Here is a 20,756-nt window from a genome sequence, read left to right as displayed (position 1 = left end):
TATATGATTAAATATAAGGTAAGTGAAGTGGCTAAGGACCTTAATGTTCCAAGCAAAGCCGTTATAGAGGCTATCAAGGAATGCTGTGGTGTAACAAAGAAGAGCGGAAATGTTCTTACAGACCAAGAGCTTAATGTAGTTTTTGAGTATTTCACCCAGAAAAATCAGGTTGAAAACTTTGATAAATATTATGCTTCAAGAGATTCTGAACCTGAAAAGGCAGAAAAAGCTGATAAGCCTGCAAAGGCTAAAGATGAAAAGTCTAAGGGCGACCAAAAGCAAGGACAAAAGAAAAATAATCAGCAGAATAATTCTCAGAAAAAGCAAGATAAGCCACAGGATAAAAAGCCTGCACAAAAAGCACAGGCAAAGAAAGAAGAGCCTGTCATTGAGCAGGAGCAATCTCGTGGCAGAGTTATAAATACAAGAGCAGCTCAGGTTGATATTGAGCGTTATAATGAGAAGTATGACCGTATGGCAAGTGAGAAGCTTGGTGGCGGAAAGAAGAGCGAAAGCAAGACTACTACTCAGAAGCAGAAATTCACTCAGCGTTCACAGCAGCGTGGAAAATCCAGAAGTGCAAAGCGTGAAACAGAAAAGGAACGCTTAGAGAGAATTGCAGCAGAGAGAAAGGCAAAGCCTATCACTGTTTCTATTCCTGATGAAATTACTGTTGGAGAACTTGCTCTCAGACTTAAAGCAACAGCAGCAGAAGTTATCAAAAAGCTCTTTATGATGGGTACTATGGTAACGGTTAATGATGTTATCGACTTTGATACGGCATCACTTGCAGCTATGGAATTCCATGCAAAGGTTGAAAAGGAAGTTGTTGTTACTATCGAAGAAAGAATTATTGACGATAGCGAAGACGATGACGACAATCTCGTAACTCGTGCTCCAGTTGTAGTTGTTATGGGACACGTTGACCATGGTAAGACTTCTATTCTTGACGCTATTCGTCACGCTAATGTTACATCAACAGAGGCAGGCGGTATCACACAGCATATCGGTGCTTATAGAGTTAATGTCAATGGAAATGACATTACTTTCCTTGATACCCCAGGACACGAAGCTTTCACAACTATGAGAGCAAGAGGTGCTCAGGTTACTGATATAGCTATACTTGTTGTTGCTGCTGATGACGGTATTATGCCACAGACAGTTGAGGCTATTAACCACGCAAAGGCTGCGGGTGTTTCTGTTATAGTTGCTATAAATAAGATGGATAAGATTAATGCTGACCCTGAAAGAGTTAAGCAGCAGCTTACAGAATATGGACTTGTCCCTGAAGAATGGGGTGGTGATGTTCCGGTTATCCCAGTTTCAGCACACACAAAGGAAGGTCTTGATGACCTCCTTGAAATGGTAACACTTGTCGCTGAAATCAAAGAGCTTAAAGCTAACCCTGACCGTCCTGCAAAGGGTACTGTTATCGAGGCTCGTCTTGATAAGGGTAGAGGTCCTATTGCGTCTGTTCTTGTTCAGAATGGTACTCTCAGAGTTGGAGATATTATCGTTGCTGGCACAGCCGTAGGTCGTGTAAGAGCAATGACAAACGAAAAGGGTGAAAAGGTTAAGGAAGCAGGTCCATCATTCCCTGTTGAGATTACAGGTCTTGATGATGTCCCATCAGGTGGCGATATATTCAATGCAGTTTCTGACGAAAGACTTGCTCGTGAACTTGTTGAACAGCGTAAGGAAAAGCAGAAGGAAGAACAGTGGGGCAATCAGACAAAGGTTACTCTTGATAATCTCTTTGACCAGATGCAGCTTGGCGAAGTTAAAGAGCTTAAAGTTATCGTTAAGGCTGATGTTCAGGGTTCTGTTGAAGCTGTCAGACAATCACTCGAAAAGCTCTCTAATGACGAGGTTAGAGTTAATGTCATTCATGGTGGCGTAGGTGCTATCAGAGAATCTGATGTTATGCTTGCATCTGCATCTAATGCAATTATTGTTGGTTTTAATGTCCGTCCAGACCCAGTTGCCGCTGAAAACGCAGAGCGTGATGGTGTTGATATGCGTCTTTATAGAATTATCTATGACTGCATAGAGGAAATACAGTCCGCTATGAAGGGTATGCTTGCACCAAAGGTAAGAGAGGTTGAGCTTGGCAGAGTAGAGTGCCGTACAACTTATAAGATTACAAATGTTGGTATAGTTGCGGGTTCTTATGTACTCTCAGGCAAGGCAGTAAGAGGTGCAGATGTTCGAGTAGTAAGAGATGGTATTGTCATAGCTGATGATAAGATTGCATCATTGCAGAGATTTAAAGATTCCGTCAAGGAGGTTGCTGCTGGCTTTGAGTGCGGCATTACACTTGAGCGTTTCAGCGATTTGAAGGACGGCGATATTTTCGAGGTTTACGAGATGCAGGAATATACTGAATAACTGTATACTTGTTAGATAATTATTACACTAAATAATAACGGCGAATCGTTGTGAAAAAAGCGGTAGCAATAGCTGCCGCTTTCGTGTAATAAAGATAATTTCAGATAGAAAAATAATAATTTAGTTTTAATTCGATGATTATTTCGTATAATAGAAATATGTAAGGAGGCTAAAATAATGAAAAGCTTTAAATCAGTAAGAAATTCCGAAGATATTATGCGTGAACTTACTGCCATATTGAGAGAAATGAAAGACCCAAGACTTCATAATTCTCTTATAAGCATAGTAAGAGTTGATGTTTCGAGCGATGTTTCATACTGTAAGGTTTATATAAGCTCTATGAGTGGTATGGAATCCGCAAAAGAGGCTGTAAAGGCTCTTAAAAATGCTGCTGGCTATGTAAGAAGTGAACTTGGTTCAAGACTTACTCTCCGCCATGTTCCGGCATTGACTTTTATTGCAACAGATTCTATTGAATATAGTGCAAATATTAACAGAATCCTGAACGATGTAAAGGAAGATAAACATGATAACGCTTGAATCTGCTGCTAAAATGCTTTTATCTAAAGATAAAATTCTTATATTGACACACCGTTCCCCTGATGGCGATACTATCGGTTCGGGATATGCTCTTGCTATGGCATTGCGTAAGCTTGGTAAGAATGTTAAGGTCGATTGCACAGACCCATTCCCTGAGAAGTATTCATATTTTACTGATAAACTCGAAAAACTCGAATTTGATGAGGAATTTGTTGTCAGCGTTGATATCGCAGATACAAAACTTCTTGGTGAAAAGCTTTCAGACTATGCTGATAAGATAGACCTTTGCATAGACCATCATGGCTCGAATACTAAATATGCAAAAGAATATTATGTTGAAGCCAGTGCCGCAGCCGCAGCACAGGTTATTGCAAAGCTTATCAGACTTATGAATGTTGAGTTTGACAAAGATATAGCTAATGCCATTTATACAGGTATTACGACAGATACAGGTTGTTTCAGATATACAAATGTTACAGCAGAAACTCATAGAATTGCCGCTGATATGATAGATTGCGGTGCGGAGTCTGGGATGATTAACCGCCTTATGTTTGAAACAAAGTCACGCTCAAGGCTTGAAATCGAACGCAGAGTAATGGATTCTATACAGTTTTATCTTGACGGCAGATGTGCAATAGCCTATGCAACTATTGATATGATGAAAGAATCTGGTGCTGTCGATAATGATATGGAGGGAGTATCCTCCTTGCCAAGACAGATAGAGGGGGTTATGGCTGGCATAACACTTCGTGAAAAGAATAATGGCAAGTTTAAGGTTTCTGTAAGAACAACAGACGAGCTTGATGCATCAGCTATTTGTGCAAATTTTGGCGGTGGCGGTCATAAGGCTGCTGCTGGCTGTATGATAACAGGTACTCTTAATGAAGCCATAGAACAGATTATAGAAGTTGTTAGACAAGCATTAGAGGGTAAGTAATGAACGGTATTATAGTTATAGATAAGGAAAATGGCTATACTTCCTTTGATGTTGTTGCTAAGATGAGAAGAATTTGTGGTGAAAAGAAAATCGGTCATACAGGAACGCTTGACCCTATGGCAACAGGCGTTCTGCCTATTCTTATCGGGAATGCAACAAAAGCACAATCACTTTTGCCAGAAAGCGATAAGGAATACGAGGCAACATTCAGCTTTGGAATTACTACTGACACACTTGATATTACGGGCAAAGTTCTTTCACAGACAGAATCTAATGTTAAATCAGAAGACTTAGAGGCTGTTTTGCCACAATTTCGTGGAGATATAATGCAGCTTCCGCCAATGTATTCGGCAGTTTCTAAGGACGGTGTACGCCTTTATGAGCTTGCAAGAAAAGGCTTAGTTACAGAAAGAGAGGCTCGACCTATAACGGTTTATAAGCTTGATTTGTTGAATTTTGATGAGCAGCTTCAATCAGCAAAAATTCTTGTAAAATGCTCTAAAGGTACATATATAAGAAGTATCTGCGATGATATAGGACAAGCTCTTGGTTGTGGTGCGGTTATGACCTCACTAAGACGAGTTACAGCTTGTGGCTATACTCTTGATGATGCAATCACACTTGAGAAAGCAAAGGAACTTTCAGAGAATGGTATGCTTGAAGAATATCTTAGACTGACAGAGAGCGTTTTTGCGTGTTATCCGTCAGTTAAAGTTACAGAGGCTCAAGCCGTAAGGTTTAAAAACGGCGGTGGGCTTATGCTTTCAAGAACAGATGTAGATGATAATTCTGAGAATGGAGCGTATTATAGAGTTTATAATTCGAGTGATGTTTTTCTTGGCTTAGGATATGTAAATAAAGAAAAGGAAGAATTGAGCGTAAAAAAGCAATTTTGATATACGGGTGTTTTGATGAAGATAGTTTATGATATAATTCCGTCTGAGAATGAAAGCTTTACAGCACTTGGTTTTTTTGATGGAGTACATCTTGGACATAAAGATGTTATATGTACAGCAGTAGAAAATGCAAAGGCTCTTGGAGTGAAGTCTTGCGTTCTGACATTTTCACGCAGACCTAAGAGTATTCTCACAGGTGAATCAGATATGTTTCTTACAACAGAATCAGAAAAAATTCGTCTTATTGAGAGCTTAGGAGTTGATTTGCTTTACATAGTTGATTTTAAAGAAATGATGAGCCTTAGTGGTGAAGAATTTGTCAAAACAATTCTTGTTGATAATTTGAAGTGCAAGGGAGTTGTTTGTGGCTTTAATTATCATTTCGGAAAGGGCGGTAAATGCGATAGTAATGCTCTTGCAAAAATTTGCGAGAAGTATAATTGCAAAACCGTTTCCAGAGAACCTATTCTTTATGACGGTGAGTGTATAAGTTCAAGTCGAATAAGAAATTTACTGCAAAATGGTAAAGTTTTATCAGCAAATAAAATGCTTGGACATAAATTCGGCTATTGCCTTGAAGTAGTTCATGGCAGACAGCTTGGCAGAACTATTGGCATACCAACTATAAATCAAGCTTTCCCAGAAAATTTCTGTTTGCCTAAGTTTGGAGTTTATGCGTCAATTGTTACAATAGACGGCAAAGAATATCGTGGTGTTACTAATATTGGAGTTAAGCCAACAGTTGGCAGTGATAAACCTGTTTCAGAAACCTGGATACTCGATTATTCAGGCAATCTTTATTGCAAGAAAGTAGATATAAGATTGCTTGATTTCGTTCGTGCAGAGCAGAAATTTGCATCAATATCAGAATTAAAGAATCAGATATTAAAGGATAGTGAAGTTGTTAAGAGAATTCCGAAAGATTTTTAAAAGCTCATTCGTATATATTAGTGAATGAACAAGCTTACAACTTTCTCCTAAAAATATATAAATAAAAACGCAGACCGAGTTGCTGACGGTCTGCGTTTTTGTTTTTGAAGATAAAATATATTAATTAAGAAAGTTATCGTTAAGGCTTTCAGATACTATAACAGAGCGATTATATTTTTCAATTTGAGTTAAACGAAGTCGTAAGTCAGCAGAGGAATGTATATAGTTATTATGCTCATAAAGCTGAGTTTGTATCTTAAATGGCAGGGAAAGAAAATATTTTCTTGTTCCTGAGCTTGACGATATTAATTCGTGTAAATTGTCATATTGCAAAGAAACCACCTCAGACATATTATTTGCATAGTAACTTCAACTATACAATATGCTTAGGTGGTTCAATTTGTGAATTTATGCAAAAATTCGTTGTTCGGCTCTTTTAAGCTTACTTCCGATGGGCTTATACATAAGCATAAGAAATATAACATTAGATACCGCATAAATCGCAGTATGGGGCAGAGAAGAAAGGAGAAAGGCAAGGTATAAATTTATGTCAAAGCTGTTGCTGTACCAAAGGACATTCCAAAGCTCAAGTATTACAGAATAAAGTATACCTGCAAAGACACCATACAGTGAAAGAATAATTCTGTTTTTCAGTTTATTGCGTAGTATTCCAGCAAGAAAGCCTATAATTCCCCAAGCAAGCATCTGGAAAGGTGTCCAAGGACCTTGACCGAAATAGAAATTTGAAATTAAGGCACTGAAAGAACCGGTTAAAAATCCCGCCGAACTGCCAAGATATACAGCAGTAAGTACAACAACAGCAGTAACAGGCTTGAAAGCTGGAATTGGTGCAAAGATAAATCTTCCAATAACTGCAATAGCTGTCATTACAGAAACAATGATAAGTCGGCGAGTTTTACCTTTCTTTTCATACGCAAAGTAGAAAAGTAAGCAAGAAAATATCGCAACTGCCATCGAAACAAAGGAATAAGACTTCTCACTAAAAATACACGCCCCAAGAATAACTGTTATCGGAATAAGCACAAGAGGGATTATATATTTTAAAGCAGTTTTCATTTTTCCCTCCATATAAGTGACGATATAGCTTCATCTACGGTGATTATATTTTTATCAAAGCTACGCATAATTTTATTAGTGGCGGTTGTGTAAAAGCTGTTTTGTGAGAAAAATTCGTGAGGTTCGCCCTCAGAAATGATTTCTCCGCCGAAAAGCATAGCACATCTATCTGCACAGCTTGACGCAAATTCTATATCGTGACTTACAACGATTATAGAAATTCCGCTTGATTTTAATTTTAAAAGAATATTGGCTACTTGTTGTTTTAGAATTGAGTCAGCACCCTTTGTAGGTTCATCAAGCAAAAGAACTTTAGGCTTACTTGCAAGAACTTTAATCAAGGCACAAAGCTGTTGTTCACCACCACTTAAATCGTAAGGGTGCTTTTTGAGTAGATGTGTAATATTAAAGCCATAATCAGTAGGATTTGCACCAGTTTCAGCTAATTCCTCTCTGACAGTATCTTTTGCGAAAACAGCTTTTACATCTTGTGGCAAAAGTGCAAGATTATTTTTATATAATGTTTTATCTTTATAAGAACTTATTTTTTTTTCAAAAAGTTTTATACTGCCTGTCCTGTATTTTAGAAGCCCTGCAACAATATTCAGAAAGGTGGTTTTACCTGCACCATTTCCACCAAGAACGAAAAGTATTTCATCTTCAAAAAGCTCAAGTGATAAATCATGCAAAATATCAGAGCTATCTTTGCTATATCGGAATGAAACATCTTTAAGCTTTAAAATTGCGTTTTCAGAATGATTTTTTTTAGGAATAGAAAACGGCTTTACATTTAAATTCTTTGCTATATACTGTATAGCACCCTTTGTTGTCAAAGGGCAAGGCTCATTTGGTTTTAAAAATGGTGCAGAAATTCTTACTGCTGATGGCATAGCCTTAAAGATATAGGAATTTGTTTCAGCAATTTTATAAATTTTTTCGGGTGAGTCATTATAGATTATTTTTTCGTTTTCGAGGACAAGAAGTTGGTCACTTATCGGAAGAATATCCTCAAGAGTATGTTCTGTGATTATAATGGTTATGGATAAATCACGATTAAGCTTTTTAAGGGTGTTAAAAAAATTTTCTCTTGCGATAGGGTCAAGCTGTGCCGTTGGTTCGTCAAGAATCATAAGCTCAGGGTTCATTGCTGTTATAGAAGCAAGGTTTAAAAGCTGTTTTTGACCACCCGAAAGCTCATGAATATTTTTATAAAATAAATCTTCAATTCCGAAATAACAGGCAGTTTCAGCTATTTTTCGTTTTATAACGGAATTTTCAAGACCAAGACTTTCGAGTCCGAAAGCAAGTTCATGATAAACCTTATCAGTTATTATTTGGCTATCAGGATTTTGCATTACAAAACCGATTTTGCAGACAGAATCTTTCTCATCAAGATTTTCAAGCGGAATATTATTATAAAGTATTTTACCACTAAGTTTGCCTTTTGGCTGAAGTTCTTTTTTTAAAAGTCGTAGAAGTGTAGTTTTGCCACAACCAGTTTTTCCGCAAAGAGTAACAAATTCGCCTTTTGAAATGTTAAAAGATATATTATCAAGAATTTTTTTGTCAGAGTAAGAAAATGAAAGATTTTGAACGCTTAATTGCTTCATATAAACCATCCTTAGGAATCCGATATATCTTATTATTATAACCTCTTAATAAACTTTTGACAAGTGACTACTCGTGTGATAAGATATTCTTAACCCTCAAAGGAGGCTGATATTTATGGATTATGTATCGTGGATTTTAAGGCTTATTATGCCGTTTATTGCACTTGCAATAGTTATCCGTACTTTTGTTTCACTAAGATATAATCGTAGAAATGAGGGGGCTTTGATAGTTCTTGAGGACGAGGATTCTCAAAAAGTTTATCCAGTAAAATATTGGGAAACTTCTATTGGACGAAGTCGAGGAAGCGATGTTCGTCTGACAAATCCTATGGTATCTCGTGACCACGCTGTATTATTAAGGCGTGAAGCTGGCTGGTTTGTAACGGATACGGGTTCTAAGGCTGGTGTTACTGTCAATGATAAACCCATAACAGGCAGAACAGCTGTTTATATCGGAGATAGAATAAATATTGGTGGAACAATTCTTGTTGTACGAAGGGCAGATGACTATGGTGATAATTCTCAGGAAGAACACTGTACCAAAAAATCCAAACCGCCTAAAAGAACAATAGCACCATCTTTTTTATTGTTTTTAGTTACACTATTTACGATTATGTTTGCGGCAGAAATCTGCATAAATCTTGAAAATCTTGATGTTGCACCAATAGCCGCAGTTTATATTGTATTTATGTGGGTATTTTTTATTGTCACAAGGCTTTGCATAAAGCGAGTGACTTTTGAGCTTGAATCTCTTGCATTATTCTTATCTTCAATAGGAATACTGCTTGCGTCATCACATAGCACCAAGACAGGCTGGGTACAGCTTGCAAGTGCGATTATTGGTGTTATTGGCTTTTGTTTGCTGCTGAAATTTATTGAAATTCCCGACAGAGTTATGAAATGGCGATTAATTATAACAATAGCTGCTGTTGTAGTTCTTGGTTTAAACCTTGCACTTGGCAAGGTTACACATGGTGCGGCAAACTGGATTGTAATAGGTCCAGTTTCGATTCAGCCATCAGAATTTGTAAAGATAGCATATATATTTGTTGGTGCTTCAACTCTTGATAGCTTGCTCACTAAAAAGAACCTTACCGAATTTATTATATTTACTGCGATATGTATAGGTGCTTTATTTATAATGAGTGACCTCGGAACGGCGGTTATATTCTTTGTAACCTTCCTTGTAATAGCTTTTATGCGTTCAGGTGATATTAAGACAGTAATTCTTGCAATATCTGCCGCAGTTTTTGGTGCAATGCTCGTATTGACAGCTCGTCCGTATATCGCAAACAGATTTGCAATATGGGGAAATGTTTGGCTTGACCCTGACGATAAAGGCTATCAACAAGTAAGAACGCTGATATATTCAGCAAGCGGAGGCCTTTTCGGTACTGGTGCTGGAACAGGCGGTTTGCAAAATATTTTCGCTTCGGAAAGTGACCTTGTTTTCGGTCTTGTATGTGAGGAAATGGGCTTTATAATAGCACTCCTTATTGCGGTATCTCTTGCAGGACTTGTTCTATATGCGAGAGCGGTTACAACAAGAAGTCGTTCCTCATTTTATTCAATAGCTGCGTGTTCAGCAGCAGCTTTGCTTGTATTTCAGGCATCACTTAATATATTTGGTTCAACAGATATACTTCCGCTGACAGGTGTTACATTGCCATTTATAAGTGCAGGTGGTTCAAGTATGATGAGCTGTTGGTGCTTATTAGCATTTATTAAGGCGGCTGACGAAAGAACCTATGCTATGAAACGAAAGAGCCTTAAAAAAGCTACTATGCCAAATGGCGATGATGTAATAGAAATTTGATGTAAATTAACCGTCCTTTGTGGCGGTTAATTTTTTTAAAAAATTTTAGAAAATTTTGGGACATTTTAGACTTTAAAAAGATATAACTTATGAAAGCGGCTTTCAAAGACTTGCTAAGGAAGTGAATGTATTGAACGATGAAGAATTTACAAGAATAGCTCTGAAATATTCAGATAGCATTTTTAGAATAGCATTTAATTATAGTCGCAACAGGTCTGATTCAGATGATATAGTGCAAAATGTATTGCTGAAATACTATAAATGCAATAAGGAATTTGAAAATGAGGAGCATATTCGTAATTGGCTTCTAAGAGTAGCTGTCAATGAAAGTAAGAAATTATTGATTTCACCTTTTAAGAAAAAAGTTATTCCACTTGATGAGGTTGGAGAGGAACTGATATTCGAGCATAAGGAGGAGAGCGATTTATATTATGCGGTTATGGAGCTTCCTTCAAAATACAGAATAAGCGTATATATGTATTATTACGAAGATTATTCGGTAGATGAAATTGCGGATATTCTCAAGGTGAATCCATCGACAATACGAACACAACTTATGAGAGCAAGAGAAAAGTTAAGGTCTAAACTTCAGGGGGTATGGACTGATGAATAACAAAGAACTTTATAAGAGCACATTTTCCCAAATTCATGCTTCAAACGAGAAAGTAACGGAGGTAATTAAAATGAGTGAAACAAAGAAGAAAAGAAAATTAGTATCAAAGAAACTTATAGCAATAGCTGCTTGTGTGGCTTGTGTTGCATCAGCAGGTATCGTTGCAAATGCTGCAACAGATGGTGAGCTTGGAAAGACTGTTATGGGTTGGTTTATCAATGATAATGGCAAGCAGACAGCTATTGAGGGTGATGTAAGTTATGATGAGAATGGTAATAAGACAACTACTGCAACACTCGAAAATGGCAATAAACTTACACTAAAAGAAGATTCTGAAACAGGCGATGAGTATTATGAATATAGTGTAAGTGACGAGGAAGCTAATAATAAGAGATTTATGATTTCTGTTGATGACAGTGGCAAGGCTACTGTTGAATACGATGATAAGTATTCGGAAGAGGCTGTTTTCGGTGATAAGAATACAACAGGTGATGTTGATGAAACACCATCGAAAAATTCTTCAGATATTGTAAAGTAAATTATATTTTTAGATATTATAAAACCGAGAGTTATTTGAACTCTCGGTTTTACTTTTATGATTTAGTTAATAATGCGACAGTTTCTATATGGCTTGTGTGTGGAAACATATCGACTGGCTGAATTTTTTTAACCTTATAGGTGCTATTCTGAGTGAGGTAATATAAATCTCTTGCCATAGTTTCAGGGTTGCAAGAAATATATACTACCGTTTTTGGTGACATTTTAATAAGGGAAGAAAGAAATTTTTTATCACTACCCGCTCTCGGAGGGTCCATAAAAACTACATCAGGCTTTTCATCTTCTTCCGAGGCGACTTCCATAAATTCGCCTGCATCACCTTGATAAAATCTGATATTCTTGAGGTCATTTGCTCTTGCGTTTTGTACAGCATCTTTGACGGCATCTTTATTAAGCTCTACTCCGATTACTGAACCTGCACCATTCTTTGCGGCAATAATACCTATTGTACCAATGCCACAATAGGTATCGAGTACAGTTTCGTTGCCCTTTAACTTAGCAAATTCTATTGCCTTGCCATAAAGCACCTCAGTTTGTATAGGGTTTATCTGATAGAAGCTTTTTGGTGAGATTCGGAATTTACAGCCACACAAAATATCCTCTATATATCCCTTGCCATAAAGAATTTTTTGTACATCACCAAGCACGAGATTTGTTCTGTATGGATTTATATTCTGTACAACAGTTTTTATTTCGGGAAATTCCTTAGTTATAGCTTTGACAAAATTATTTTTAGACGGGAAAACTGGTGTACCTGTTACAAGAACAAGCATAACTTCATTTGTTGCAAAACCTCGTTTGACAAGAATATGCCTTAAAAATCCTCTTTGAGCATCTTCATCATAGGTTGTAAGCTTGAAGGATTTAAGCATTTTACGAACAGTAACAATTATTTTATCAGCTATAGCATCTTCAATCATACATTCATCAATACCAACTATGCGGTGAGTTCCTGATTGATAAACACCCGAAATTATTCTGCCATTTCGGTCGGTTCTGAATGCGGCTTGAACCTTGTTGCGATAATGAAAAGGATTTTCCATTCCTATTATTGGCTGAACCTTGCAAAATTGCGAAAGAAATTTTGAAACTTTTTTTTGCTTAAAGGCAAGCTGTTCCTGATATGTAAGGTTCTGAAGCTGACAGCCACCGCATTTTTTATAGACAGGACAGCTTCCTCTTTTTATATTATCTTTTGTATTGCTCATAATATTTCCTCTTTTATTTTTAAAAAATTTCTTATTACTTTAGTTATATAAATTTAAAATAAAAATAAAAGCCGAAATCCTTTGCTTTCGTAGGAATTTCGGCTTTGGCGTTCCCGAGGTGATTCGAACACCCGACCTATCGCTTAGGAGTTCATTCCGAAGCGTTATTTCCAAGATAAACAAACCTCAACTTTTCCCATCCTAATGCGGTTTTCAGCAGGAAACGTGGTTGCCTTTTACCACCTAAAATGTGCTAACACAAACGAGTTGTGTGTATTCCTGTTAGCAAGGTGTTAGCACGCCCTCTAAAAAAGTTGTCGCATAAGGTGGTAGTTTTGGGATGTACTTCTTAAGCAATTATTATGCAATAGTAGTATAACACAAATATAAAACATAGGCAAGGCTGAAAATTCAACAACTAACCTTGTCAGCAAGTACAGTCAGTCATACGGCAGTGACAGCTCTATGGGGCAATATATGCCGATAGTGTGGATAGGCTTTGCAATATTCATGTTGCTTTGCGAAGGCTTTACAACACAGCTTGTATCAATATGGTTCGTTCTCGGCTCGGTTTGTGCTGCCATAACAACTATATTTACAAGCGACATAACAATCCAGTCGGTTGTGTTCCTTGCAGTGTCACTTGTTTCGCTGATTGTGACACGACCACTTGTAAAACGCTTTAAAAAGCGTAACAAGACAACGGGAACAAACGCAGACCGCCACATCGGTCAAGTCGGGTTTATGCTCACAGATTTAACCGACATTGACGAAACAAGCACAGGCAAAGGTTGGTGCGGAAACATGGACGGTAAAGTCCGACAAAGCACCGCTTTTTAAAAAAACAAAAGTTAAGGTTCTCGCAATAGAAGGCGTCAAGCTCATAGTAGAACCCGTAATAGAATGAGAGGTAAATAATGTTAGGACTTATTATTTTAGGAATTATCCTTTTAATCCCGCTTATAGTAATCGTAAGCAATGTAAAAGTAGTACCGCAGGCACACGCATATGTAATTGAAAGACTCGGAACATATCATGTAACATGGTCAACAGGCTTGCATGTAAAAATTCCGTTTATCGACAAGATTTCAAAGAAAGTATCATTAAAAGAGCAGGTAATTGATTTTCCACCGCAGCATGGAGTGAATAAAACGATACCTTCTTGTAAATCTTAAAAAGTAAGGAAATATCGCAGAATTAGAAATAATCAATAACAATTACTTATTTAATATTTTTAACATCTGAGCCATTGGGCTCTTTTTTTATGCCTAAAATTCTTGTAAACTTGTTTTTTCGTGTTACAAGAATGACTGATGAGGACGGTAGAATAGAGAGGGTGAGAGATGTTGAGAATATAGTAAAGATCCACCGGCTTAGCCGGTGGATTTTTACTTTGCAAAAATGCATATGAGATTCTTTAAAAATGTTAATTATAAATAAGAGGCAGATTCATTTTTATATTTCTGACTAATCGCCGACTCAAATCACGCCAAATGTGCTATATTAGATTCTTCAAAAGTAGTCAAGTAGTAGTCGGTTAAGAGGGCAGACTACTTTCAAAATCAACCGTATAACGATAATTTTATTATGGCATATAATCGTTTAATAACGACGATAATTATAATTTTTTAGGTTTTGCACATGAGTTGCGAACTTTTATTGGACAAGGCAGATAGACACGCATAGGAGAATAATAATCGGTGCTTTTAGATTTCATCATATTCAAAATAAATCTAATGCCGTAAATACCCATTGCATATACAGGTGCGTTTACCGTAGTGAGCGGAGGGTTTGTATATCCCGAAAGCTCCGTGTTATCAAATCCCATAACAGAAATATCCTCAGGAATTTTGTAACCGTTTTCTTGCAGAGCTCTCATTGCACCGATTGCAATATGATCGCTTGCCGCAAAAATAGCTGTGGGGAGATTTCCTTTGCTGATCATTTCTGACATCATTTTATAACCGGATGATGTTGAAAATTTGTCCTGCATAATAAACCCATCATATTTAATGTTTAGTGCATCGCAAATGTCTGTGAAAGTGTTGAGTCGTTTATCAGGAAATATCGTTCCGTCCTCAAGCTGTTCAATGCCTCCGATAAAGCCAACTGTTCTATGGCCTAAATCATATAGATATTTAATTGCATCGGACACTGCCTGACGAAAGTCGAGCGATATGGATGTGATTTCAATATTCTCAACGGTCATATCAAGAAAAACAATTTTATTATTCAATGAATGCAGTAATTTTATTTCTTGTTTACTAAACTTCCCGAGGCAGATTATGCCATCAACATCGCAGAGTACATTCTGATAGTCATTATCTGTTTTAAATGTTCGTACAATACTTATATTATTTTTTGAACAGTAGTCCTCGATACCCTGTCTCATCAAAAAGTAATAATTATCTTCAATTTCCTGTTTGGAAGAGAACCATTGTAGAATTCCAATGCGACATGAAGGTGCTGATGTAACCCTTTTTTTCTTTACATAATTAAGTTCTTTAGCTGCTGCAAATATTTTTTGCTTCGTTTCAAGCGAGGTGCTTAGGGTAGTGTCGTTATTAAGCACTCTTGAAACAGTAGCTACTGATACATTTGCCTTTTTGGCAACATCTCTGATTGTAGCCAATTGAATCACCTCACTACCATTATAGTGAAATATTACTAAAAAATCAAGTATTGTTTAGTAAAAAACGGAGAAAGCAAAAATGTTTACCAAAAACTATTGACAGTTTACGAAACAAACCGTATAATTTAGTTAACATAAAAACAAAAGAAACATTATTATTAAATAATGACGAAATCTTTTGTGCAGGTTGTCACGGCGTTTCATTTAAAATTAAAAGGAGGAAAAATCATGAAACAGACATCATCACAACCAAGACTTGATGGCAAAATCCCAGGTAGAATCAAATACACCTTTGCTTTAGGTGCCCTCGGCAAAGATATGATTTATGGTATGATTGCCACATTTTCAATGATTTATTTCACAGACATCATCAAGGTCAACCCGGTATTTATCGGCATAATGTTCTTTGTTGCAAAGTTATGGGATGCCTTTAATGATTTGTTTATGGGTATGATTGTTGATAACACACGCAGCAGATGGGGTAAATTTATTCCATGGCTTGTAATAGGTACGCTGGTTAATTCAATTGTATTTGTTGTTTTATTCACAGACTTCCACCTCGATGGCGTTGGACTTTGCGTATTTGCAACAGCAGCTTACATACTCTGGGGTATGACTTACACAATTATGGATATTCCTTATTGGTCAATTATTCCTAACCTTACTTCAAATCCTGAGGAGAGAGAAAAAGTTTCGGTACTTCCGAGAATCTTTGCAAGTATCGGTCAGTCACTTGTTATTGCAGGCTTTGGTGTTCAAATTATTGAGGCTCTCAGCGGCGGCACAACAAATCAGGCAGGTTATCACAGATTTGCAATCATAATTGCAATTGTATTTATTCTTACAATCGGTATTACAGTAATCAATCTTCCGAAAAAGAGAGATGATTCTGTTCCGGAAAAGAAAGTTAAGTTTAAAGATATTTTCTCAATCATCGGCAAGAATGATCAACTTCGTTGGGCGGTAACTCTTATCTTCCTTTACAACATCGGCATTCAGTGCATTATGGGTGTTGCTACATATTATTTCAAATATGTTTGCGGCAACGCAGGAATGATGTCATCATTTATGATCAGCGCATCAATCGCAGAGGTTGTAGGTCTTATCGTATTCCCTAAGGTTGCAAAATTTCTTTCAAGAAAAACTTCGTTCCTTCTTGCGTGTATTTTACCTGCATTTGGTCTTATAATGCTTTTGCTCGTAGGTATTTTTGCTCCGCACAATGTTGTGCTCACATCAATCTCAGGTGTTATTGTAAAACTTGGTACAGGTCTTGAACTTGGTTGTGCAACAGTATTCCTTGCAGATGTTGTTGATTACGGTGAATTTAAGCTTGGAACAAGAAATGAAGGCGTTGTATTCTCACTCCAGACACTTATCGTAAAATTCACAGCAGCTCTTACAGCACTCGGTATTGGCGCGGCACTTGGAAGCACACAGTATATCCCGGGACAGGAACAGTCATTTGCAACAGTAGCATCAATCAGTACACTTATGTGCATTGTTCCTGCGGTTTGTATGCTTATTGCTTATGTTGTTTACAGAAAGAAATATAAACTCAATGACTGTATGATGAAGAAGGTTATAAACACAATCAGTGCAAGAAGAGAAGGCAAGATTGATATGACACAACAGCTTGATGAAAGCGGTAACACAGAGCCTTCTATGTTCCTTCCTACAGTTGCGGAAAAGGCAGGTAAATAAAATGATTGATACTAAAACAGCAATTGAAAAAATTACAAACGGCGAATTTGATAATCTTTTCACTGATATATATATAGATTCATCAATGATTGATTATCAGAAAAAAAGATATGTTCATGCAATTGAGCAGTATGAAACAATTTTTTGCCCTGATAAAGTAGCAATATTCAGTGCTCCCGGCAGAAGTGAGGTTTGCGGTAATCATACAGATCACCAGCATGGAATGGTGCTTGCAACATCCATTAATCTTGATACTATTGCTGTGTCGGCCAAGAATAACAATGATGTTGTAAGATTTGTTTCTGACGGTTATGATATGATTACTCTCAATATAAATGACCTCGAAGTTAATAATGATGAGGTAGGCACAACGGTCAGCCTCATCAGAGGTGTTCTTCGTGGACTTAAGGATCATGGATACAAAATTGGTGGATTCAATGCTTATGCAACAAGTGATGTACTTGTTGGTGCAGGACTTTCATCGTCAGCAGCTTTTGAAGTAGTTGTCGGAACTATTATTTCTGGCTTATATAATGATATGAAAATAAATTCAGTTGAGATTGCTCAGATTTCTCAGTATGCTGAAAATGTATTTTTCAAAAAGCCGTGCGGACTTATGGATCAAATGGCTTGTTCAGTCGGAGGAATGGTTAACATTGACTTTAAAGATCCGACAAAGCCAATTGTTAAGAAAATACCTACCGAATTTGAAAAATATGATTACAGTCTTTGTATTGTTGACACAAAGGGCGATCATGTTGATCTTACAGATGATTATGCTATGATTCCCTCGGAAATGAAAAAGGTTGCAAATTTTCTCGGAGAAGATTATCTGAGAGATTGTGATTCAAACGAATTTTATATTCGCCTTGACGAAATTCGTGAGGCTGTTGGCGACAGACCGGTACTTCGTGCAATTCATTTCTTTAATGAGGAGCATAACGTTAAAAATGCCGTTTCGTCACTTGAAAACGGTAAGTTTGATGAATTCCTTGACGCAATCAGAAAATCCGGTAATTCATCGTTTAAGTATCTTCAGAATGTATATACAACAAGAGATATTCAACATCAGAACATCTCGGTAGCCCTTGCACTCAGCGAAAGCCTTCTTCGCAATTACGGCGTGTGCCGTGTTCACGGCGGTGGATTTGCAGGTACAATTCAGGCGTTTGTCAAAAATGATTTTGTAAGTAATTACAAAGAATTTATAAATAAAATTTTCGGAGAAAACTCATGCCATGTTCTCAAAGTGAGAAAATACGGCGGAATAAAAGTAATGTAATTATGTAGGTTTTGTGTTTATTAAGGAGGACAAAATGAAAATTCTTGTTTTAGGCGGTGCCGGATATATCGGTTCGCATACAGTTTACAGACTTATTGAAAGCGGTAATGAGGTTGTTGTATTCGATAACCTTGAAACAGGTCATATCGAGGCGGTTCATCCCAAAGCAAAATTTTATAAAGGCGATCTCAGAAACAGAAGTGAAATTGACAGCGTTTTTGATAAAGAAAAAGGTATTGATGCCGTAATTCATTTTGCAGCCAATTCACTTGTCGGTGAAAGTATGACCAACCCTCTCAAATATTATGATAATAACCTCAATGGCACAAAGGTTTTGCTTCAGTCAATGGTTGCTCACGGAATTGATAAGATTGTATTTTCATCAACAGCGGCAACATACGGTGAGCCTGAGAGAACTCCTATTCTTGAAACCGATCCGACAAATCCGACAAACTGCTACGGAGAAACAAAAAAATCCATGGAGAGAATGTTCTATTGGGTTGAAAAAGCACATGGTTTAAGATATGTTTCTCTCAGATATTTCAATGCATGCGGAGCACATATCAGCGGAAAAATCGGTGAGGCACATAATCCTGAAACCCACCTTATTCCGATTATTCTTCAAGCGGCACAGGGTACCCGTGACCACATAAGTATTTTTGGTACTGATTATCCCACATCTGACGGAACTTGTATTCGTGATTATATCCATGTCACTGACCTTGCACAGGCTCATATTCTTGCAGTTGAATATCTTATGAAGGGCGGTAAAAGTGATATATTCAATCTTGGCAACGGTGTAGGTTTTTCTGTCCGTGAGGTAATTGAAAAAGCAAAGGAGGTTACACAGAAAGATATTAAGGTTGTTGAAGAAAGCAGAAGAAGCGGCGATCCTGCTGTATTGATTGCATCAAGCGATAAGGCGAAAACTGTACTTGGCTGGAAACCTGAGTATGATGATCTGGGAACAATAATTAAAACAGCGTGGAAATGGCATTCAACACATCCCAACGGCTATAGTAAGTGAGGCGGTATTTATGAAGAACAGCGTTTACGGCTTAATATTAAGACTTGTTTCATACGGAATCAATACAGGGCTTATTGAAAAAGAGGATATAATCTACACGCAAAATAGGCTTTTGTCGTTGTTCAATATGGATGAACCCGATGACAGTTGTACTTGCCTTACAGCAGATAACGAGGATACTCTTGAAGAAATTTTGTCGGGACTTCTTGATTATGCATACGAAAAAGGAATTATTCCCGAAAATACAGTAACATATCGCGACTTATTTGATGTGAAACTTATGGCTTCACTTGTTAAGCGACCGTCAGAAGTAATAAGAGAATTTTGGCAGAATTATAGCTTTTCTCCTAAACTTGCAACCGATAGCTACTATAAATTCAGCTGCGATACCGATTATATAAGAAGATATCGTATTAAAAAAGACTTAAAGTGGAAAACATCAACCGAATACGGTGATATTGATATCACGGTAAATCTTTCAAAGCCTGAAAAGGATCCGAAAGCTATTGCAGCGGCAAAACTTCAAAAACAGTCGGGCTATCCGAAATGTTTGCTTTGTAAGGAAAATGAAGGATATGCCGGAAGAGTAAATCATCCTGCAAGAGATAATCACAGAATTATTCCGCTCACCATTGACGGAGATAACTGGTTTATGCAATATTCTCCGTATGTTTATTACAATGAACATTGTATTGTATTTAACGGTGAGCATACACCAATGGTAATCAATGATTCCACATTCAGAAAACTGTTTGATTTTATTTCACAGTTTCCGCATTATATAATCGGTTCGAATGCTGATTTGCCGATTGTAGGCGGTTCAATACTTACACATGAACATTTTCAGGGTGGCAGATACAGCTTTGCACTTAATAGGGCAGAGGTTGAAAGAAAGTTTATTGTTAACGGCTTTGATGATGTGGAGTGCGGAATTGTAAAGTGGCCTATGTCAGTTGTAAGATTGACAGGTAAAAACAAGGACAGCATTATTTCATTATCTTCTTATATTCTAAAGAGTTGGAGAGCGTACACGGACGCAAATGTTGGCATTTTTGCCGAAACAGATGGTGAAATTCACAACACTATCACTCCGATTGCTTTTACAAAGGATGGAAAATTTGTCATTGACCTCGTTCTCAGAAATAATATCACAAGTGAAGAGCATCCTCTGGGAGTATTTCATCCTCATGCAAATTTGCATCATATAAAAAAAGAAAATATCGGCCTTATTGAAGTTATGGGACTGGCAGTATTGCCCTCAAGGCTTAAAGATGAAATGGCTATTTTAAAGGATGCTATTCTTAATCACAAGGATGTAAGTGAAATTCCGAAAATCAGCAAACATTCCGAATGGGTAAATGAATTTGTTTCGCAGTATGATGAAATCAATGAAAATAATATTGATTCAATAATTCAAAATGAGATAGGAAAGGTGTTTCTTAAAGTTCTTTTGGATGCAGGTGTATTCAAAAGAACTCCTGAAGGACAAAAGGCTTTTGATAAATTTATAAAGACGCTGTAGTAAAGGAAGTGCTAAA

At 37.1% G+C, this 20,756-nt stretch carries 19 protein-coding genes and 1 pseudogene; 14 read left to right on the top strand and 6 right to left on the bottom strand.

The window, feature by feature from the left end; translation table 11 throughout:
- Window positions 1-3 precede the first annotated feature (3 nt).
- From infB to C9914_RS02420, 5 genes are all read left to right on the top strand, one after another.
- Window positions 4-2,388, top strand: a complete 2,385-nt coding sequence (gene infB / locus C9914_RS02440; protein ID WP_106763093.1) for a translation initiation factor IF-2 — start codon at window positions 4-6, stop codon at window positions 2,386-2,388.
- A gap of 177 nt (window positions 2,389-2,565) precedes the next feature.
- Complete coding sequence (gene rbfA / locus C9914_RS02435) at window positions 2,566-2,928, top strand: 30S ribosome-binding factor RbfA (RefSeq protein ID WP_106763092.1); 363 nt, start codon at window positions 2,566-2,568, stop codon at window positions 2,926-2,928.
- Window positions 2,915-3,865 carry a DHH family phosphoesterase gene (locus C9914_RS02430; protein WP_106763090.1) on the top strand — a complete coding sequence of 317 codons (951 nt, stop codon included), beginning with the start codon at window positions 2,915-2,917 and terminating at the stop codon, window positions 3,863-3,865. Before rbfA ends, C9914_RS02430 begins: the two co-directional genes overlap by 14 nt.
- Entirely contained in the window at window positions 3,865-4,761 is an 897-nt protein-coding gene (gene truB, locus C9914_RS02425) for a tRNA pseudouridine(55) synthase TruB (RefSeq protein ID WP_106763088.1), read from the top strand. Before C9914_RS02430 ends, truB begins: the two co-directional genes overlap by 1 nt.
- Before the next feature lie 15 nt (window positions 4,762-4,776).
- Window positions 4,777-5,691, top strand: a complete 915-nt coding sequence (locus C9914_RS02420; RefSeq protein WP_106763086.1) for a bifunctional riboflavin kinase/FAD synthetase — start codon at window positions 4,777-4,779, stop codon at window positions 5,689-5,691.
- A 120-nt stretch (window positions 5,692-5,811) separates the two neighbouring features.
- On the opposite strand, the gene C9914_RS02415 is transcribed toward C9914_RS02420, so the two are convergent.
- The 3 genes from C9914_RS02415 to C9914_RS02405 all read right to left on the bottom strand — a co-directional run bounded on the left by C9914_RS02415 (window position 5,812) and on the right by C9914_RS02405 (window position 8,378).
- Window positions 5,812-6,024, bottom strand: coding sequence for a hypothetical protein (locus C9914_RS02415; RefSeq protein WP_106763085.1), 213 nt, complete (start codon window positions 6,022-6,024; stop codon window positions 5,812-5,814).
- 75 nt (window positions 6,025-6,099) lie between these two features.
- Complete coding sequence (locus tag C9914_RS02410; RefSeq protein WP_106763083.1) at window positions 6,100-6,768, bottom strand: ECF transporter S component; 669 nt, start codon at window positions 6,766-6,768, stop codon at window positions 6,100-6,102.
- Entirely contained in the window at window positions 6,765-8,378 is a 1,614-nt protein-coding gene (locus tag C9914_RS02405; protein WP_106763082.1) for an ABC transporter ATP-binding protein, read from the bottom strand. Before C9914_RS02405 ends, C9914_RS02410 begins: the two co-directional genes overlap by 4 nt.
- Window positions 8,379-8,493: 115 nt before the next feature.
- Between C9914_RS02405 and C9914_RS02400 the strand changes: the two genes are divergently transcribed.
- The 3 genes from C9914_RS02400 (at window position 8,494) to C9914_RS02390 (ending at window position 11,345) form a co-directional block, all read left to right on the top strand.
- A complete protein-coding gene (locus C9914_RS02400; RefSeq protein WP_022265212.1) occupies window positions 8,494-10,194 on the top strand; it encodes an FtsW/RodA/SpoVE family cell cycle protein in 1,701 nt (566 codons plus the stop codon).
- A 130-nt stretch (window positions 10,195-10,324) separates the two neighbouring features.
- Window positions 10,325-10,807 (top strand): RNA polymerase sigma factor, encoded by a 483-nt coding sequence (locus C9914_RS02395; protein WP_022265211.1) that lies wholly within the window; start codon window positions 10,325-10,327, stop codon window positions 10,805-10,807.
- Between the two features lie 70 nt (window positions 10,808-10,877).
- Window positions 10,878-11,345 (top strand): hypothetical protein, encoded by a 468-nt coding sequence (locus C9914_RS02390; RefSeq protein ID WP_158707314.1) that lies wholly within the window; start codon window positions 10,878-10,880, stop codon window positions 11,343-11,345.
- A gap of 55 nt (window positions 11,346-11,400) precedes the next feature.
- Here the strand turns inward: C9914_RS02390 and rlmD are convergent, their stop codons facing one another.
- Window positions 11,401-12,573 (bottom strand): 23S rRNA (uracil(1939)-C(5))-methyltransferase RlmD, encoded by a 1,173-nt coding sequence (rlmD, locus tag C9914_RS02385; protein ID WP_106763077.1) that lies wholly within the window; start codon window positions 12,571-12,573, stop codon window positions 11,401-11,403.
- A gap of 440 nt (window positions 12,574-13,013) precedes the next feature.
- Window positions 13,014-13,271 (bottom strand): hypothetical protein, encoded by a 258-nt coding sequence (locus tag C9914_RS12065; RefSeq protein ID WP_106763075.1) that lies wholly within the window; start codon window positions 13,269-13,271, stop codon window positions 13,014-13,016.
- Between the two features lie 68 nt (window positions 13,272-13,339).
- On the opposite strand from C9914_RS12065, the gene C9914_RS11995 reads away from it, so the two are divergent.
- Window positions 13,340-13,480 carry an NfeD family protein gene (locus tag C9914_RS11995; protein WP_106763074.1) on the top strand — a complete coding sequence of 47 codons (141 nt, stop codon included), beginning with the start codon at window positions 13,340-13,342 and terminating at the stop codon, window positions 13,478-13,480.
- Window positions 13,481-13,490: 10 nt separating this feature from the next.
- A pseudogene (locus C9914_RS02370) lies at window positions 13,491-13,724 on the top strand (SPFH domain-containing protein); the annotation flags it as partial.
- A 467-nt stretch (window positions 13,725-14,191) separates the two neighbouring features.
- Here C9914_RS02370 and C9914_RS02365 read toward each other — a convergent pair.
- On the bottom strand, window positions 14,192-15,214 hold the full coding sequence (locus C9914_RS02365) for a LacI family DNA-binding transcriptional regulator (RefSeq protein ID WP_207654829.1): 1,023 nt from the start codon (window positions 15,212-15,214) through the stop codon (window positions 14,192-14,194).
- 219 nt (window positions 15,215-15,433) lie between these two features.
- Between C9914_RS02365 and melB the strand changes: the two genes are divergently transcribed.
- Genes melB through galT form a run of 4 tightly spaced genes read left to right on the top strand, consistent with a single transcriptional unit; the run spans window position 15,434 to window position 20,740 of the window.
- Window positions 15,434-16,909 carry a melibiose:sodium transporter MelB gene (melB, locus tag C9914_RS02360; protein ID WP_106763070.1) on the top strand — a complete coding sequence of 492 codons (1,476 nt, stop codon included), beginning with the start codon at window positions 15,434-15,436 and terminating at the stop codon, window positions 16,907-16,909.
- Between the two features lies 1 nt (window position 16,910).
- On the top strand, window positions 16,911-18,191 hold the full coding sequence (locus C9914_RS02355; RefSeq protein ID WP_106763069.1) for a galactokinase: 1,281 nt from the start codon (window positions 16,911-16,913) through the stop codon (window positions 18,189-18,191).
- Between the two features lie 34 nt (window positions 18,192-18,225).
- A complete protein-coding gene (gene galE, locus C9914_RS02350) occupies window positions 18,226-19,218 on the top strand; it encodes a UDP-glucose 4-epimerase GalE (RefSeq protein WP_101029117.1) in 993 nt (330 codons plus the stop codon).
- Between the two features lie 10 nt (window positions 19,219-19,228).
- Window positions 19,229-20,740 (top strand): UDP-glucose--hexose-1-phosphate uridylyltransferase, encoded by a 1,512-nt coding sequence (galT, locus tag C9914_RS02345; protein ID WP_106763067.1) that lies wholly within the window; start codon window positions 19,229-19,231, stop codon window positions 20,738-20,740.
- The last annotated feature ends 16 nt before the right edge of the window (window positions 20,741-20,756 follow it).

Origin of the sequence: Pseudoruminococcus massiliensis (assembly GCF_900291955.1) — a bacterium.
Classification (GTDB): Bacteria; Bacillota; Clostridia; order Oscillospirales; family Acutalibacteraceae; genus Pseudoruminococcus; species Pseudoruminococcus massiliensis.
Note: the sequence above shows the minus strand (reverse complement) of the source record. Positions and strands in the feature narration are given on the sequence as shown.